The sequence below is a fragment of the Sphaerisporangium sp. NPDC088356 genome (genome assembly GCF_040685555.1).
Taxonomy (GTDB): domain Bacteria; phylum Actinomycetota; class Actinomycetes; order Streptosporangiales; family Streptosporangiaceae; genus Sphaerisporangium.
Genome location: NZ_JBFBIK010000087.1, coordinates 1 through 13565 on the forward strand (window position 1 = coordinate 1; position 13565 = coordinate 13565).

A 13565-nucleotide genomic window follows, 5' to 3' on the forward strand; every position below is an offset into this window, starting at 1 on the left:
GGATCGTGGTCCTGGCACGGAACGCCGCGCTGGGCCGGAGCGAGCTGCTGGTGCCTGCTACCGGCAAGCCTGGAGTCCGCCGACGCCAGGTCCAGCGCGCCGGTCAGCGCCCGCTCGCGCGCCGTGCCGGTCGCGAGATCGAGCGTCCACCGGTGCACCCGCGAGGAGTCGTCGGCGTCGCCGAGGTCCCACGAGGGGGTGTCGAAGGCCCGCGCGCGCCGCACCGCGTCGACGACCACACGGTCGCCGTCGTCGTGGGCGTTCACCGACTCGACCATGAAGCAGGGGGCGATCGGGAACCAGAGCGGCTCGGCCGCGTCGCCCGCCCGGCGCGGCAGCAACCCGATGCGCCCCGGCCGGCCGTGCTGCCAGCGATAGGGGGACCCCGTGCCGATCATGGCCGCCGCCCGGCGGTAGGTCACGGGCAGGTCGAACACCACGACGAACCGGTCGGTGAGCGCGACCGTCCGCATCAGCGGGGCACCGTCGAGCGCGAACGGCCGGGCGTCGAGCACGCGGCCGTCCGGCCCGATGGTCAGGTGCTCGGCGACGTCCAGGCCAGGGTAGGTGGCGACGGTGTGCCACTCGGCGGCGATGCGGTCCTTGACCGGCGGCGCGACGCTCGCGCGGCACGGCCCGTCCGGCGGAGGGTCGGCGGGCCCGGCGGGCCGGAGCCAGATCGCGGAACCGGGCGCCTGGCCCGGCACGTGGGCGCCGGGCTCGGCGGTGGCCCTGTGCCTGCGGGCGGTGCCCCCGCCGAGCCGCACGCCGGAGAGCGTCGGCCCCGCCGAGGCGTGCGAGCCGGTCGGGGGCGGGCAGGTCAGCAGGAAGGTGCCGTCGAGGCCGAGGGGGAGGACGCCCTCGACGGGCAGCGCGCCGTCGGGCAGTCGGCGGGAGTTCGACGCCCTGAGCGGGTCAACGTGCTCCGTGACAGTCATTTCGGGCACCTCCTCGTGAGGCCTGGCATAACAGCGTTATGTAAAAAATAACGGTGTTATGCCATACTGTCAAGGTGAGTCCACGCCGATCGAACCCGCAGACGCGTTCCACCCTGGTCGACATCGCGGCGCGGCTGCTCGCCGACGAGGGTCCCCAGTCGCTGTCGGCCCGCCGCATCGCCGCCGAGGCGGGCACCTCGACGATGGCGGTCTACACGAACTTCGGCGGGATGAGCGGGCTCGTGCGGGAGATGGTGTACGAGGGGTTCGCCCGCCTTGAGGCGTACTTCTCCCACGTCGCGCTCACCGCCGATCCCGTCGCCGACATGACGCTGTTCGGGCGGGCGTACCGGCACAACGCCCTGACCAATCCCCACCTGTACGCCGTCATGTTCGGCGGGGCGTCGCTGGCCGGCTTCTCGCTCACCGCGGAGGACCGCCAGTACGGCCGGTACACCCTGAGCACCGTCGTCGAGTGCGCGAACCGGTGCATCACGGCCGACCGGTTCCGCACCGGCGACGCCGAGCTGGTCGCCCACCAGCTGTGGACCGCGATCCACGGCCTGGTCACGCTCGAACTGGGCGACTACCTCATCGAACCCTGCAACGCCGACGTGGTGTTCGAGGCCCAGCTGACCAGCCTGATGGTCGGCGTCGGCGACACCGTGGAGTCGGCCACCCGGTCGGTGGCCTCGTCCCGCCGCCGGCTGAAGAAGGAGGTCGAGGACGTGAGGCCGGAGCCGTCCATGGAGGAGAGACCTCCACGCAAGCGCACCGTCTGACCCGCGGGCAGGGAGTTTCGTGGCCAGGCGCTGGATGGTGGCGAGCATGGCGGAGAACAGAGCCGCCATCACGCCGGCGTAAAGCGTGAGCCGGGTTCTGACCGGCCGTCGATGCCGAATCATCCGAAAACCCCCTATGGCAGTCGACCGCACCGGCGAGAAGCGGGTCGTCGTGGGGGCGGGCAACGATGATTACGCTGTGCAGGCGGCCAGCCAGGCGCGGCCGGCGCGCAGCGCGTCCTCCAGGGGCGTTGGGGCGGGATGCCACTTGTGCTCCCACTCCAGGCTGACCCACCCGCCGTAACCGGCGTCACGCAGGGTGGTGAGCACGGGGCGTAGCGGCAGCGTGCCGTCGCCGAGCGGCACCGGCGTGGGATCGTCCCGTGAGCGGTCCTTGACCTGCACGTGGGCCAGCCACGGCGCCAGCGCCGCCGCCGCCTCCGCGACCGTCTCCCCGGCCAGCCACGGGTGGGCGACGTCCCAGATGGCGCGCACCGCCGGGCTGCCCACCTCGGACAGCACGCGGGCGACGTCACCGCCCCTCGGATGGGAGTCGTGCGTCTCCACCCAGATCTCGACGCCCTGCGGCAGCCGCGGAGCCGCCGCGCTGAGCCGCCGTACCGCCCGTAGATCGTCGCGGCCGTCGCCCCGGCCTCCGGGGAACACGCGAACCGCCCCGGCACCGAGGTCACGCGCCAGCTCCGCCTCGGCCAGCAGGGCGGCCACCACCTCGTCGTCATCGGCCTCGGCCGCCGCCACCTTCACGTACGAGGCGACGCAGAGCACGGTCACGCCCGACAGCGCCGCCCGCGCCGTCCTCCTGCCCTCCGGGGAGAGCCCGCGGTGGACGGGTTCGTCCGGTGCCGAGCGCAGCTCAAGGCCGGGCCAGCCGGTACGCGCCGCCATCGCGGCGACCTCGGCCAGGGGCAGCCCTGAGCACCCCAGCGTGGAGAAGGCCAGTTTTCTCATACCGCAGACGGTACAGATGTAAATTCCCGGTGTGCGGCGCGTTCGTCACGCCCTTTCGTGGGCAGCGGGTGGTGCGTGGTCGATCGTGAAGTCGGCGGACGCCGGTACTCCGGACCTCTCGCGGGACGGGGTGACCTCTGACGGTGCCGTGGACAGTCGCTCCGTGGCGGATCACCACAACGCGGTTGAGCGGTTGTGTCGGACAGCTGGGGGGCTCATGTGCCGGCGGCCGCCGTGACGTGGCCGGGCCGATGAGACGCCCCCTGGCTCATAACGTCGCAGGTCGCGACAGATGCGGGGTCGAGGATGAGGGTCGTTGGAATCGCGGGCAGCCTGCTGTCGAAGGCGTACGTCCGCAGGCTGCTGGAGGCCTCGGGGCGCGAGCTCCCCGCGTCGGCGGAGTTCGAGATCTGGGACGGGCTCGACCAGGTGCCGCCCTTCGAGGACGGCCCGCTTCCCCGCCCGGTCGACGACCTCTGTCACGCGCTGTCCGGCGCGGACGGCGTGCTGCTCACGGCGCCGGGCCACAGCGTCCTGCCGCCCGAGCTCAGCCACGCGCTCGACTGGATGTCTTCCCAGCATGGCGGCACGGTGCTGCTGGGCAAGCCGGTCGTCGTGGTGACCTCCTGCCTGCGCCCGTACGAGTCGCTGTGGACGCAGACCCAGCTGCGCCGCGCCCTCGGGGCGGCGGGCGCGGTTGTGTACGGCGCCGACGCGACCGTCTCCCCGGGGCTGGGCCAGTTCGACCCCACCGGAAGGATCAACGATCCCGCCTTCCGCGAGCGGCTCCGCGAGGTGCTGTCCCACCTGTCCTCGACGTCGCTGGCCAGGTCCACCGCCTGAACGCGGCCGCTCCGCCTCCTGGATGTCCATCCTGCCGGCTCCGCCTCTGGCTAGAATGACATTCTAGTTTCGATGTCAGACGGAGCCGAGGATGGACATCGCCCGGGGACTGGAAGGACTTTCGACGGTCCGGCGACTTCGGAACGGGCCGGTGAGGAGCGACGCCTAGCTCGCCGGACATCACGTCGCCTTTCGCGGGTTCATCGCGGTCAGGGCCACGAGGAGGGGGATGGTGACCAGGAAGGCGAGGCGGAGGTCGGCCACCTGGCCGAGGGCGGCCAGGGCGGACGGCGCGAGCAGGATGGCCGTACCGGATGCCAGGGCGCCGAGGGAGGCCGAATGCGCGCCCCGCAGGTCCGGGGTCGCGACCAGGTCGGCGAGGGTGACCGGGTAGAGGGGCGCGACGCCGAGGCCCGCGATCACGAGGCCGGCGGCGACCGAGACGGGTCCGTTGCTGGCGACGACCAGCAGTGTCCCGGCGGCGATCGCCACGGCGCACAGGGGGACGACGCGAACGCGCTGGATCAGGCGCGGGGCGGCGATGCGTCCAAGCGCCATGCCGATGGCGAACGTGCTTCCCAGCCCGGCGGCCTCACCGGGCGTCACGCCGGTCTCCTGCAACCGGGCCACGGCCCACACGGCGAAGCAGAACTCCACCGACACGGCGAGCATCACGCGCGTCCAGCGCCTGGCAACCTCGCGCCGCGGCGCCGTGACCTCGCGCCGCGACGTCGGCACCCCGGGCGCCTCGCTCGTACTCGGGACGGAAGCGGGCGCCCGGGGGCCTGGAGCCGTACCGGGGATGGTGACCGCCGCGGCGACCAGCAGCGGCGGGACGGCCACCAGGAGTACGAGCCGTCCGCTGGGCCCGAGGGAGTCGAGCAAGCCCAGGGCCAGGGGGGCGAGGACGCCCGCGGTGCTGGACGCCGCGTTCACCCGGGTGAGCCGCGCCGCGACACCGGGACCGTCCAGCAGTGCCGGGGTCACCAGGACCAGCCCGGCGCCGCCCAGGCCGAGCAGCAGCGCACCCGCGACGGCCAGGCCGGGGGAGGGGGCGAGGGCGAGCAGCGCGGCACCGGCGGCGAGGACCAGCGCGCCGGCGCGCAGGGTGGGCCGGGGGCCGCGCCGCAGGAGCACGGGCCCCGCGGCGGCGGCGACCAGCAGGCCGGCGCCGAATGCGGAGGCGAGCCACGCGATGCTTCCCACGGGCACGCGCAGGTCGCGGGCCAGCATCACCAGCGTGGCGCCGAGGCTGGTCACGCAGAAGCCGAGCGCGGCCTGGGCGATCCCGACCTGCAGGTCGCCGCGCGCGTCAAGCGACGGGCTCGTCCCGCCGGCCGGTTCCCTGGGAGCGGCCGAGGCGGGAGTTGCCGAGGTGGGAGTGTCGTTAGATGCCGGGCGGCGGGCGGGGTCACTCATCGGGGCGTCCGGGGGTGAACCCGAGCCCGGGGCATGGGGGTGCGGCCGACGTCGCGGCTCTGGCCGGGCTGGGCGGCCCCGAGAGGGTCCACCCAGCCGCTCTCGACGAGCCCGAACCCCGCCGCGTCCCGCCACCACGGCCGTACCCGTGCTCGGGTGAGCAGGTGAGCGAGCCGGCCGAGGTCGTCGAGGGGCAGGTCACCCGCAAGCGGCAGGGCCAGCCGCACCACGGCCGTCGCGGCGTCCACCCCGTATTCGGCGGCCCATGCCGTCCACGCTCGCTCGACGGCGGCGTCGGAGTCCACCAGCGTGCCGTCCATGTCGAGCAGGACGGCGTCCACGTCGCTCAGGTCCATTCGGCCCTCCCGGTTATACTCGTGGCACGAGCATAAGACGATGGGTGCTGCCGATGGCAAGGGACAGACCCGAACGCGCACGCGACGCGCGGTGGCGCGCGGCGGCGGACGTGCTGGCGCAGGTGCGCAGGGAGCCCGGCATCACCCGCGCGTCGGTGGCCCGCCGGCTGAACCTCAGCACCGGGTCGACCACCGAGATCACCGCGCGGCTGCGCGACCTGCGCCTGCTCACCGAGACCCCCGCACCGGTGCGAGGACGTGGGCGGCCGACCACGGTCCTCGCGCCTCATCCCTCGGGTCCGCTGGTCCTCGCCGCCGAGCTGCGCCAGGAGGACTGGCGCTGCGCCGTGGCGACGCTGGACGGGCGGGTCGCGCACCTCCAGACCGGTCGCCACGCCGGCCGTGAGCCCGGCCCCGTGCTCGCCGCGCTGCGTCAGGTGCTCGACCGTTCGTGGCGGCGGTACGGCGAGCGGGTGCGCGCGGTGTCCCTCGCCGTGGCCGCGACGTTCGTCGACGGCGACCTCGTCCAGGCCTCCAGCCTCGGCTGGGGCCCGGTGGACCTCACCGGCCTGTCCGCCGGCACCGGCCTGCCGCTGCTCGTCGGCAATGACGCGACCCTCGCCGGAGTCGCGGAGGCCCGCACCGGTTCCGCCGCGGGCGCCGCCACCGCCCTGCACCTGCTCGTCGAGGTCGGCATCGGCGGAGCCCTCATCGTCGGCGGGCATCCTGTGACGGGAGCCGGGGGCGCGGGGGGCGAGTACGGGCACGTCCCCTTCGGCGACCGAAGGCTGCGCTGCCCCTGCGGAGCCCGCGGCTGCTGGGACCTGGAGGTCGACGGGCGCGCCCTCGCCCGCCACCTCGGCGACCCGCCCCCGGCCGACCCGCACACGTACATGCGCGAGGTCCTCGATCGCGCTCCTCGCGACGCGGCGGCGGCGCGGGCGGTGGCCACCGTCGCCTCCGCGCTGGCGAGCGGCATCGCCGGGCTGGTCAACGCCCACGCCCCCGACGTCGTCACGCTGGGGGGATTCGCCGGTTCCCTGCGCGCCGCCGCCCCCGCCGGCTTCGACGAGGCCTATGCCGGCGGCCTGATGACCTTCCGCAGGGCACAGCCCCCGCCTGTCCTCGACGCGGCGCACGGCGACGAGGGCGCGCTGCGCGGCGCGGTCGCCGTCGGGCTCGACCACGTCACCAGCGAGGCCGCCCTGGCCTCCTGGGCGGAGCGGCACCCCCGGTGAACGAACTGCCTTGGAGTCAGGCGTGGCCGCCCACGGTGACCTGGCCGATGGTCAGCCGGGGGGTGCCTTCGAGGATCTCCCCGACGACCGCGTCGCCGAGCTCGTCGATCGTCATCTCGGCGTCCTCCAGCGCGCCCCCGCGAATCGCGACGTGGCCGACACTAGGCGCAAATGGGCCGGTCGCTGTCCTCTATGCGCCGCGCCCGGCTACTCGCTGCGCCGCAGGAGCATGGAACCGAACATGGACCGGGCGTGCTTCTGGAAGTCGTCCGCGTCGTTGACCCTCGGGTAGGGCTCGGCCGGCACCGGCACCTCCAGGAAGTCGCACAGCGGCTCCCATCCCTGCCGGGCCTCGAAGACGAGCAGCCGCTCAGGCGGGATGGCCGCCGTGACCTCCTCGATGTGCGACCGGAAGGTCTTCAGCGCGTGCTCCGGATCGCTCATGCGCCCGCCGAACACCCGCCCGTCGACGGTCAGCTCGCTCATCTTGGCGAACGCCGCGAAGTCGGTGCCCAGCAGCGAGGACAGCCGCACCAGCGCCTTCCCCGTCAGCGTGCCGCCGCGACCGCGCTGCTTGAGAATGGTGGCGTTCATGCTCGCCAGCCAGCGCTGGGGATCTCGTACGCTCAGGATCACCTTCGCCTCGGGGTAGTGGTCGGCGAGCTCGCGCCAGTAGGCGGCGGCGGGCCAGTCGACGCATGACCGGTAGCCGCCCAGCAGCGCGTCCCAGTCGGCCGGCCGTCCCTGGGCGATGGCCAGCCAGCGGCGGATCTGGCCGGGGTTCTGGAAGACCTCCGTCATGTGGTGGCATGGCCCGAGTCCGAGTCGCTCCAGGGCGGTCTTGAGGGACAGCGTTCCGGTACGGCCGAACCCCGCGCCGATTACCCGCATATTTCCCACCATTCCGATCGAGAACTGCCACAACCGGCATGTGACCATGTTCCATCGATGCGGGAGGGCGGGCAAGAAGGTTTCCGGGTCAGGCGGACTTCTCCTGGTGGTGGCGTCCGGGCCCGGGGTGGTCACGGGGGATCAGGGTCGGGTTGACGTTGTGCAGCACGGTGTCCCGGTCGATCACGACGCGCGCCACGTCGTCCCGGCTGGGCACCTCGTACATCACGTTGAGCAGGATCTCTTCGAGGATGGCGCGGGTCGCCCGGGCGCCGGTGCGCCGGAGCAGCGCCTGCTCGGCGATGGCGCCGACGGCGTCCTCGGTGAACTCCAGCTCCACCCCGTCGAGCTCCAACAGCCGCTTGTACTGCTTGACCAGCGCGTTGCGCGGCTCGGTGAGGATGCGCGACAGCGCCGTACGGTCCAGCGGCTGGAAGGTCGACACCACAGGAAGCCGGCCGACGAGTTCCGGGATCAGCCCGAAGCCGACCAGGTCCCGGGGCATGACCTCGGCGAGGGCGTCCCTCGTCTCCCGCTCCCGCCCGGTGCGGATCGCGGCGCCGAACCCGGCTCCCTTGTGGCCGGTCCGCCGCTCGATGATCTCTTCGAGGCCGGCGAAGGCACCACCGCAGATGAACAGCACGTTGGTGGTGTCGATCTGGATGAACTCCTGATGCGGGTGCTTGCGGCCGCCCTGCGGCGGGAGCGAGGCGATCGTGCCTTCGAGGATCTTCAGCAGGGCCTGCTGCACGCCCTCGCCGGAGACGTCGCGGGTGATCGAGGGGTTCTCGCTCTTGCGGGCCACCTTGTCGACCTCGTCGATGTAGACGATGCCCGTCTCGGCCCTCCTGACGTCGTGGTCGGCGGCCTGGACCAGCTTGAGCAGGATGTTCTCGACGTCCTCACCCACGTACCCCGCCTCGGTGAGCGCGGTGGCGTCGGCGATCGCGAACGGCACGTCGAGCATGCGGGCGAGCGTCTGCACGAGGTAGGTCTTGCCGGAGCCGGTCGGGCCGATCAGCAGGATGTTGGACTTGCCGAGCTCGACAGGCTCTTCCCTCACGGCTCCTGACCGGATGCGTTTGTAGTGGTTGTACACGGCCACCGAGAGCGTCTTCTTGGCGCTTTCCTGCCCCACGACGTACTGCTCCAGGAACTCGTGGATCTCCCGGGGCTTCGGCGGCTCACGCGGCCCGCCCTCGGGGGTTTCGCCGAGCTCCTCCATGATGAGCTCGTTGCAGAGCTCGACGCATTCGTCGCAGATGCAGATACGGCCGGGCCCCGCGATGAGCTTCCTGACCTGCTTCTGGCTCTTCCCGCAGAACGTGCACTTCAGCAGGTCGCCGTCACCCGTGCGTGGCACTCGCAACGTCTCCTCGTGGTCGTGGTCGTGGTCGTGGGGGCCGGGGTCAGAGGGTCACGGGCAGCGAGGTGAGCCGCCAGGTGCCCGGGTCGGGGGCGCGCAGCTTCTCGGGCGCGGCGGCGAGCGCCAGGCCGGGGAAGCGGCGCAGCAGTGCCGTGAGCGCGACCTGGGTCTGCACGCGGGCCAGCGACGCCCCGAGACAGAAGTGCGGGCCGTGGGCGAAGCCGAGATGACCCGCCGGTCCGCCGGAACGGGCGACGTCGAACCGGTCGGGGTCGGTGAACGCGCGCGGGTCGCGGTTGGCGGCGGCGACCGCGGCGATGAGCGCCTCTCCCTTGCGCACCAGCGTGCCGTGGAGCAGGACATCCTCCCTCGCGTAGCGGGGGATCGACAGCAGCATCGGACCGCACCAGCGCATCAGCTCCTCGACGGCGAGCGGCATGAGCCCGGGATCCTCGCGCAGCGCGGCGAGCTGCCCGGGGTGGGAGAGCAGGGCCTCCACGGCGTTGGCGATGAGGTTCGTCGGCGTCTGCCCCGCGAGGACCAGGTGCCAGACCAGTGTGACCATCTCGGTGTCGTCCAGCCGGTCCCCGTCCTCGGCCTGCACCCGGATGAGGTCGGAGAGCAGGTCGTCGCCCGGTTCGTCACGACGGCGCGCTATCGCCGCCCTGGCCCCCTCCATGATCCCCGGCACGGCCTCGGCGAACCCCTGGCCCGAGCCCGCCGCCACGGTGGCGCCGTACGTGCGCCACCGCGGGCGATCGGGCTCGGGGATGCCGACCAGCTCGCAGATGACGTCCATCGGCAACGGCCGCGCCAGGTGGAGCAGCAGGTCGACCGAGTCGGCGTCGGCGTGGCCCGGGAGATCGTCGAGCAGCCTCTCGACGATCGGCTCGATCCTCGGCCGGAACTCGGCGGCGCGGCGCACGGTGAAGGCGGGGGCCACCAGCCTGCGCAGCCGCGCGTGCTCCGGCGCCTCCATCTCGGACATGGTCCGCATGTAGGGCAGGCAGTCCTCGGGCACGTCGGGGCGCATGAAGCTGTCGGCGTTCAGGTCGAACCGCGGGTCGCCGAGCATCGCCTTGGCGTCCTCGTGGCGGGTGAGGGCCCACATCGGGGCGAGGCCGGGGATCAGCAGGCGGGCCAGCGGCGAGCGCTCGCGGGCGCGTCCGTAGGCGCCGAAGGGGTCGCGCACCACCTCGGGGTCGGTGAGGTCGATCTCGGGGACGTCGCTCATGGATCCTCCCAGATTTCCGATGTTGTCAACACATGATCTCATCATCTGGATGGTCACGGTATCTTGGATCGGCACGGGCGGCAACGCGGTGCACATCGCGGCGATGGGGAGGACGATGGGCCGGCTTACCAGGGCGGAGATGCGCGAGTTCAACCGCGCCAAGGTGCTGGCCGCCGCGAGGGACGAGTTCACCGAGTGCGGCTTCCGCGACGCCAAGATCGACGGCATCGCCGAGCGTGCGGGGCTCACCCGCGGCGCGGTCTACTCCAACTTCCCCGGCAAACGGGCCCTGTACTTCGCCGTCCTGGCGGGCCTCGCCGAGCGCGCGCCCGAGGAGCCCCACCCCGAGCACTCCGGCGAGGCGTCTCACCCCGAGCCCGCCCGCACCGCCCGCGAGGCGCTCGGCGCGTTCGCCCGCGCCTGGGTCGCCCGGCTCCCTCTCTCCACCGACGAGCAGAACGGCCCCGCGAGGCTCGGCATGGACCTGATGCCGGAGATCCTCGCCGACGAGCGGACCCGGCAGCCGTTCGCGCAGCTCATGAAGCTCGACGCGATCCTGCTCGGGCTGGCCCTGGAGAGCCTTGGCCCGCCCGGCCGCCGGGTGAACGTCGCGGAGGCCGTGCTCACGACCCTGCACGGCGCGAGCCAGATGGCCGCCGCCGCGCCCGGCTTCGTCGAGCCGTTCAACGTCGTCAGCGTCTGCGAGCAGCTGGCCGGCCTTGAGCTGGACGACGTCTGGGCGCCCCCGTACGTGCCCTGGATCCCCGAGGCGCGTCCGGCCGACGAGCCGTGGTCGCCGCCTCAGGCGGTGGACGCGGTGCGCGGCGAGCCCGCGCGGCTGTCCGGTGACGGCGTCGTGGCGATCCTCGGACTGCACCGGCTCGAAGCCGTCGAGGAAGCGGTGCGCGCCGCGCCGCCCGGGGCCGGCGTCACCGCCGTCCTGGTCACCGGCGAACCGGACGAGCTGGCGCCGCTGGCCCGGCTGGCCATCGCCGACCTGTGTACCTGCCTGCGCGCGGCCTTCCCGCCGTCGGCGTGGCCGCGCCTGCAGGTGGTGTACGACGAGTCCGGATCGCTGGCCGCGAGGGCCGGCGTGCCGGCCGTCAGCGACGGGACCGAGGCCGCGATCCGCATCCACGGCGATCGCGTCGTCGCCCGGGCCGACGGCCGCGGCGCGTGCCACGCGGCCGCGAACGCCGATCCTCACCTGAGAGGCGCCCCGGCTGGCCATTCTTTCTGATCTACAATGTAAAGGGCGTCGTCATGGATGTTTTCCGGCGCATCCACGGTTGTCTCTCGGCGAGACATCTCTGCTGTCGACCGACCAGACTCTCACCGCCGGCGAAGTGATCGCGGGCGGGCATGAGGAAAGGCGCGCCATATGAAGATCGGCATCATCGGGGCCGGCCACATCGGTGGTAACCTCACCCGCCGTCTCACCGCTCTCGGCCACGAGGTGGCTGTCGCCAACTCGCGCGGCCCCGAGACCCTCACCGGTCTCGCCGAGGAGACCGGCGCCACCCCCGTCACCGTCGAGCAGACGACGCGCGGCGCCGAGGTGATCGTCGTCGCCATCCCCGTGGGGAACGTCCCCCACCTGCCCGCCGGCCTCTTCGACGGGGTGCCGGAGAGCGTCGCGGTCATCGACACCGGAAACTACTACCCGCAGCGGGACGGGCGGATCGCCCCCCTCGAGGACGGCCTGACCGAGAGCCGCTGGACCGAGCGCCACCTCGGCCACCCCGTGATCAAGGCGTTCAACGGCACCCACGCCCAGCACATCCTCGACCTCCCCCAGCCCAAGGGGACCCCGGGCCGCGTCGCCATTCCGGTCGCCGGCGACGACCAGGCGGCCAAGCAGGTCGTACGCGACCTCATCGACGAGCTCGGCTTCGACACCGTCGACGCCGGAGGGCTCGACGAGTCCTGGCGCCAGCAGCCCGGCACGCCCGTCTACGGCCAGTCGGTGGAGGCCGGCGCGGTCCGCGACCTGCTCGCCAAGGCCACCCCGGAACGCACCGGCGACTTCCGCGCCTGACCCCGGGCATCCCGCGTGGCTCGACCCCGCTACGTCTGGTGAAGGCACGCCGCCCGCGAGGGACGGCGTCCGTGGTCAGCACGGCTAGTCGCTCCGGCGGGACATCGCGTGCCCCTCACCGAATACCGGCCGGTCATCTCGCTGAGGTGAGCCCCTGGTCTACACCTCGGGCAACAGCTCCGACCACAGGACCGGGATGTCCAACATCGACAGCAAGTGGGAGATCGAGCAGTACGTCAGCTCCCTCGACGTGACGGTGACGATCCTGCGCCCGGCCTCGTTCATGGAGAACCTCGTCCACCCGGTGTGGGGCCTGCGGGACGGGGCGCTCGTCACCGCGATCATGCCCGGCGTGCCGCAGCAACTGATCGCCCCGGAGGACATCGGCGCGGTCGCCACCCCGGCGTTCGAGCACCCGGAGACCTACCTGGGCAGGGCCGTCGACTCATCCCGCGTGGTGCAGGGCGTCGGTCACGGAGGGGAACACCTCGAACAGCGCTGTCAGGCCGGTGGTGGCCAGCCGCCGTCTCACGTTGGGCGGCGGGCCGGCGAGCATGAGCTGTATTCCCGACGTCTCGCACCGCCTGCGGGCGTGGAGGAGTTCGCCCAGTCCGGAGGAGTCGCACAGCCCGACCTCCGAGAGATCGATGATCACTGTCGTGGCCTGCGCGGCGCTCGCGGCGGTCTCGACCTTGTCCCGTAAGGCCGGGGTGGAGCTGAAGTCGAGGTTGCCGGTGGCACGGATGACCACTGCCCCGGTGCCGGGGAGGGCGAAGAACGAGTCGTGCTCGGTGTCCATGGCGGTGGTCGGCCCTTCTGCGGGAGTGCCATCCGTGTGGATCCCTGTCCAGGCGTCCAGGCGGAAATCTTCGCCTTCCCTAACCCCAGGTGAGGGTTTGTAACCCGCCTTCGCGGTCCTTTACCCGAAGATGCCGGTGACCCATGCCCGCGGCGACGCCCCTCAGTCAGCGCCCCGGCTCTTCGGGGGTGCCGGTTCGCCGGTTGTGGTGGTCCAACAGCTTGGACAGCACCTCGGTCAACCGCTGTCGCTCCTCGGGTGACAGCGGAGCCAGCAGTTCGTCCTGGCATTCGGCCAGCCGCTTCTCCAGTCGCCGCAGCTGCCGCTTGCCCGCTGAGGTCAGCGAGATGATGTTGCGCCTCCGGTCGGAGGGGTCCGGGGCGCGCTCGACCAGTCCGCGATCGGCGAGTTCGTTGATCGTCGCGACCATGTCGCTGAGGTGGATGCCACTACGGCGGCCCAGCGCGGCCTGGCTGGCCGGGCCGGACTCCTCCAGCGTCGCCAGCAGGCGGTAGTGGTAGCCGCGGGCGCCGACCGACGAGAACCCGTCGCCCACCAGGCGTTGCGCGTGGTTGGCGGTCTGGCCGAGCAGCCAGCTGGGCAGGCCCTCCCACCGGGCGGGCGTCTCCTCGGATGAGTTCTCCATGTGACAAGTCTAGCGAGTCGTTTGGCGCACTAATGATTGTGCTATC

At 72.5% G+C, this 13565-nt stretch carries 14 protein-coding genes and 1 pseudogene; 6 read left to right on the forward strand and 9 right to left on the reverse strand.

Features of this window, described 5'->3' with window-relative positions:
* Positions 1-938: carotenoid oxygenase family protein (locus AB0O34_RS26260; RefSeq protein WP_363919666.1), on the reverse strand; the 938-nt coding region annotated here is incomplete at its 3' end.
* Positions 939-1012: 74 nt separating this feature from the next.
* On the opposite strand from AB0O34_RS26260, the gene AB0O34_RS26265 reads away from it, so the two are divergent.
* Entirely contained in the window at positions 1013-1720 is a 708-nt protein-coding gene (locus AB0O34_RS26265) for a TetR/AcrR family transcriptional regulator (RefSeq protein WP_363919668.1), read from the forward strand.
* 192 nt (positions 1721-1912) lie between these two features.
* Here the strand turns inward: AB0O34_RS26265 and AB0O34_RS26270 are convergent, their stop codons facing one another.
* The gene (locus tag AB0O34_RS26270; protein WP_363919670.1) at positions 1913-2689 is read right to left on the reverse strand and encodes a sugar phosphate isomerase/epimerase family protein; all 777 of its coding nucleotides are present in this window, start codon (positions 2687-2689) and stop codon (positions 1913-1915) included.
* Positions 2690-2995: 306 nt separating this feature from the next.
* Between AB0O34_RS26270 and AB0O34_RS26275 the strand changes: the two genes are divergently transcribed.
* Positions 2996-3532: an NAD(P)H-dependent oxidoreductase gene (locus tag AB0O34_RS26275; RefSeq protein WP_363919672.1), complete on the forward strand. Its 537-nt coding sequence runs from the start codon at positions 2996-2998 to the stop codon at positions 3530-3532.
* A gap of 180 nt (positions 3533-3712) precedes the next feature.
* Here AB0O34_RS26275 and AB0O34_RS26280 read toward each other — a convergent pair whose 3' ends face one another.
* Positions 3713-4951, reverse strand: coding sequence for an MFS transporter (locus tag AB0O34_RS26280; protein ID WP_363919674.1), 1239 nt, complete (start codon positions 4949-4951; stop codon positions 3713-3715).
* On the reverse strand, positions 4948-5307 hold the full coding sequence (locus AB0O34_RS26285; RefSeq protein ID WP_363919676.1) for a hypothetical protein: 360 nt from the start codon (positions 5305-5307) through the stop codon (positions 4948-4950). Before AB0O34_RS26285 ends, AB0O34_RS26280 begins: the two co-directional genes overlap by 4 nt.
* A gap of 53 nt (positions 5308-5360) precedes the next feature.
* Here AB0O34_RS26285 and AB0O34_RS26290 point away from each other — a divergent pair, with 53 nt between their 5' ends.
* Entirely contained in the window at positions 5361-6545 is a 1185-nt protein-coding gene (locus AB0O34_RS26290; protein ID WP_363919678.1) for an ROK family transcriptional regulator, read from the forward strand.
* A gap of 207 nt (positions 6546-6752) precedes the next feature.
* Here AB0O34_RS26290 and AB0O34_RS26295 read toward each other — a convergent pair whose 3' ends face one another.
* From AB0O34_RS26295 to AB0O34_RS26305, 3 genes are all read right to left on the reverse strand, one after another.
* Entirely contained in the window at positions 6753-7436 is a 684-nt protein-coding gene (locus AB0O34_RS26295) for a sulfotransferase family protein (RefSeq protein ID WP_363919680.1), read from the reverse strand.
* An 88-nt stretch (positions 7437-7524) separates the two neighbouring features.
* The gene (gene clpX, locus AB0O34_RS26300) at positions 7525-8799 is read right to left on the reverse strand and encodes an ATP-dependent Clp protease ATP-binding subunit ClpX (protein WP_363919682.1); all 1275 of its coding nucleotides are present in this window, start codon (positions 8797-8799) and stop codon (positions 7525-7527) included.
* Between the two features lie 46 nt (positions 8800-8845).
* The gene (locus tag AB0O34_RS26305) at positions 8846-10036 is read right to left on the reverse strand and encodes a cytochrome P450 (protein ID WP_363919684.1); all 1191 of its coding nucleotides are present in this window, start codon (positions 10034-10036) and stop codon (positions 8846-8848) included.
* A gap of 115 nt (positions 10037-10151) precedes the next feature.
* Here AB0O34_RS26305 and AB0O34_RS26310 point away from each other — a divergent pair, with 115 nt between their 5' ends.
* From AB0O34_RS26310 to AB0O34_RS26320, 3 genes and pseudogenes are all read left to right on the forward strand, one after another.
* Entirely contained in the window at positions 10152-11276 is a 1125-nt protein-coding gene (locus AB0O34_RS26310; protein WP_363919726.1) for a TetR/AcrR family transcriptional regulator, read from the forward strand.
* 141 nt (positions 11277-11417) lie between these two features.
* Positions 11418-12074, forward strand: a complete 657-nt coding sequence (locus AB0O34_RS26315; protein WP_363919686.1) for an NAD(P)-binding domain-containing protein — start codon at positions 11418-11420, stop codon at positions 12072-12074.
* A gap of 196 nt (positions 12075-12270) precedes the next feature.
* Positions 12271-12465: pseudogene (locus tag AB0O34_RS26320) on the forward strand (NmrA/HSCARG family protein); the annotation flags it as partial.
* 54 nt (positions 12466-12519) lie between these two features.
* Here the strand turns inward: AB0O34_RS26320 and AB0O34_RS26325 are convergent.
* Together AB0O34_RS26325 and AB0O34_RS26330 are read right to left on the reverse strand one after the other, a co-directional pair.
* Complete coding sequence (locus tag AB0O34_RS26325) at positions 12520-12873, reverse strand: STAS domain-containing protein (protein ID WP_363919688.1); 354 nt, start codon at positions 12871-12873, stop codon at positions 12520-12522.
* Positions 12874-13039: 166 nt separating this feature from the next.
* Complete coding sequence (locus AB0O34_RS26330) at positions 13040-13519, reverse strand: MarR family transcriptional regulator (RefSeq protein WP_363919690.1); 480 nt, start codon at positions 13517-13519, stop codon at positions 13040-13042.
* Positions 13520-13565: the final 46 nt, after the last annotated feature.